A 2,937-nucleotide genomic window follows, 5' to 3' on the forward strand; every position below is an offset into this window, starting at 1 on the left:
TTGCAAGAGGCAGCAAATCGATCTGATTTGGCCGATAACATTCGTAATAATTTTAGTAATAATGCTAATGACTTTTTAAAAAGCAAGGAAACAAATTTGAAGGAAATAAAGGTCCCTGACGAGGAGTATTATATTATTGGCGACGATTGGTTTCGTAGTGCGGACAGCAGACATTTTGGAACAATCCCAAAAGATAATATACTGGGGAAGGTTCTTGGTGTGGTGAAGAAATGAAGACGGACATTCTTCGTGAAGTTATCCGGAGCAGGCATCGCAACTTTTCTTTTCTTCTTATTCATGTTCATGAACACAGGCTTTGTTTGGTACTGCGTGAGGTTCTGCTTTCTTTTGAAGGCTTTCACAGCAAGCCAACATTTACTGGTCTTTCGTGGGTTCAATTCCATTTAGAAACGGACACGAAAAACGAATAGGGATGGGAGCAAACTAGCGCTTATGGGACTAATTTTGTTAATCAAATGAAGCACAATAACCAGGGAGCAGCTCGACACATGGAAGCTGCTCCCGGTGACAACTTACATTTTGTGAGGTAATGTAATGGCGAATTTTTTATACCATTATTTTGATGAATCGACAGGTCCTTTTCAAAATTTATCAGCATTAGAACCTAATGAAGCGGAGCGAATACTCAATGATATTCGAGTACAGAAGAAAGGATTCGCGAGCAAAAGATCCACAGACTACTTAACAGTTCGACAAAGTCTTGAAGCAAAGGCAAGAGAACTGTTTATGATAAAGGGCGGAAAACCTATTCGAAACTAATCCCCATTACATGACTGTTGGTGAATGTCCGTGGCTCTTGGAGTGGTTTGATAATGGTAAGGAACTTTGTATACCAATCAAGGAATTCAATCCGTATACCATCAGCTTTACTTATGGAGATTTGTTTCCAACGATGAGATACCAAGACGGAAAGAAATATCGAGGTCAAATTTATACATTTAATGAAATTAATGAAGTTATAAATGAATTTGGATTACCTCAGGAATGGAACCCCCGTGGGGAAAATGGACCAGAGAGGTACATCGAAGTACAAGTTTGGGATGATAAGCCTTTGACCCGATGGATGCTAAACTAACGGATACGTTCAAAATAAGGGAGCAGATTATCGCGGCTGGCTACTGCTCCCTGTTTTCATTTAAGTAAAGGGCAGTAGGGCGTGGAAATTAGAATCATAAAAATTACTCATATTATGGTAGTGTTAACTTAGGCCAATGACACGTATAACCGAGGTGTGCGAAATGGATAATTGGGTTTCTTTATCAAGTGAACTAAATCGGTTAGTATGGGATAAACTTTATGAACACTTCAATTTTAAACCCAGTGTTCATAGTGGTGATTGGCCTTCATTTAGTTTACCATCTCTTACACTGCATACCACTTCTGAAGATGAAATTACTAGAAGAATTAAAGGTGATATTGAAAAATGCATTCAATAACGTGGAGTTATTATAATATACAGTGCAGTTTTTTTTATTTCAAAAATCCGCATGAAACCTAAATATATGCCCGATCCGAATCTACCAAACTAGCATTTAATATACTATTCCCCCTGAAAGGAGATAGATACTAAATGATTAGTAAAAAAGCGATGGCAGTCATTAAAAGAGCACAACTCAAAACAGGCAAAAAGTACACTGCCGCACGTATGGTTAACTATTCCATCAAAAACGCAATCAAAAAAACCGATTTAGGTGATGGATTCGGAAGGTTCGTAATTTCAACTACAACCATAGCACCAAACACTTATCGCAGAATTGGAGTCTCCGGAAACGACTACAACATCATTAGTGGATCTTGGGTTTTTAGTGACAACCAACAAGGCTACATGCTCGACAGTTACTCCGATGCCGAAGATCACTGGTTCTTTACAGCGTGGAACCCAACTAACTCCACTCGTTCTGTAACAGTTACTGTTATTGCCAAACTTAAACCATAAATTACCCAAGCCCATGTGCCCACCCGTGGCGCATTTTCTTTGTGAATTTTCATGCTAACCCGTGCGATTCAATAATCTACAGGTGAAACAAAAAGAAGATCCCGTATCTCTTTTTAGATACGGGATCTTCTGATGTAATGTATTCAAACCAACAGAAATATCTTTAGCACGGACTGATTTTCTATTTTGAGAAAGAAGAGAGGATGGACGGGCAAGATAGATTTAATTGAGGTTTGGGTAAGCCCTTCCGCGATAGCAGGAATCCTTATTAAAACTGGAAGTTTTAATGACTAACATTCTTTAACTAAAGGAAACGTTAGCAAAGCAGTAAACCCTTGTAGAGGTGAAACTTATGACCGAATTTCCATTGAGTGTGCGATGTAATACACAAGTGAAAGTTTCAAAGGATCAATATGAAGTATTCGAACGAATGCATTGGTTGTGCTTCCATTTGGAGTTTGAGCATGGAGAATATGATCCTGACGAGCCTTGTGAAGATCCAAGCTGTCCTTGGAATAGGATACCTGGTGCTGCACGGGTAATGTGGGATGATGTGCTGGAGTAAGGCGCCGCGATGAAGACCCCTGCTTGGTGGGGTAAACCGTTCAACTAACGTAAGAACTTTACTGTACTTAATAAAATTTTTGAAAGGGAAGAGATGTTATGGAGTTATACTCAATTCAACAACTTATTACTAGAAGATATCCAAACTGGAATGTATTTGAAATACAAATTACTGAAAATGAAGGTGTAGGAATAACTAAAAGACGAGAAGTTGATCTCATTGATTTTTCAGGGCATGATGAGGCATTTAATACGTTGGAAGAAACCCTAGAATATCTGGATAATAATATTAGTTAGCTATAATTTATGGTGTTGGAGAATAACAAAAAATAGGAGAAAGACCCGATGAAATTATTTGATTATATTAAGAATTTTAAATCTCTATTAAATGGCTCTTACATCAGTCTCGCTGATGA

Annotated in this window: 5 protein-coding genes; all 5 read left to right on the top strand. The window is 38.2% G+C overall.

Going from position 1 to position 2,937, the window contains the following annotated elements; genetic code table 11:
• A partial coding sequence (locus tag AC1DUA_RS31970; RefSeq protein ID WP_477503572.1) for a S26 family signal peptidase occupies nt 1-234 on the top strand: 234 nt, incomplete at its 5' end.
• Nucleotides 235-817: 583 nt separating this feature from the next.
• Nucleotides 818-1,096: a hypothetical protein gene (locus AC1DUA_RS31975; protein ID WP_477503573.1), complete on the top strand. Its 279-nt coding sequence runs from the start codon at nt 818-820 to the stop codon at nt 1,094-1,096.
• A 163-nt stretch (nt 1,097-1,259) separates the two neighbouring features.
• Entirely contained in the window at nt 1,260-1,457 is a 198-nt protein-coding gene (locus tag AC1DUA_RS31980) for a DUF2716 domain-containing protein (RefSeq protein ID WP_477503574.1), read from the top strand.
• 134 nt (nt 1,458-1,591) lie between these two features.
• Nucleotides 1,592-1,957: a hypothetical protein gene (locus AC1DUA_RS31985; RefSeq protein ID WP_477503575.1), complete on the top strand. Its 366-nt coding sequence runs from the start codon at nt 1,592-1,594 to the stop codon at nt 1,955-1,957.
• A gap of 663 nt (nt 1,958-2,620) precedes the next feature.
• Nucleotides 2,621-2,818, top strand: a complete 198-nt coding sequence (locus AC1DUA_RS31990; RefSeq protein ID WP_477503576.1) for a hypothetical protein — start codon at nt 2,621-2,623, stop codon at nt 2,816-2,818.
• Nucleotides 2,819-2,937: the final 119 nt, after the last annotated feature.

The organism is Paenibacillus sp. 01T422, from assembly GCF_056398785.1.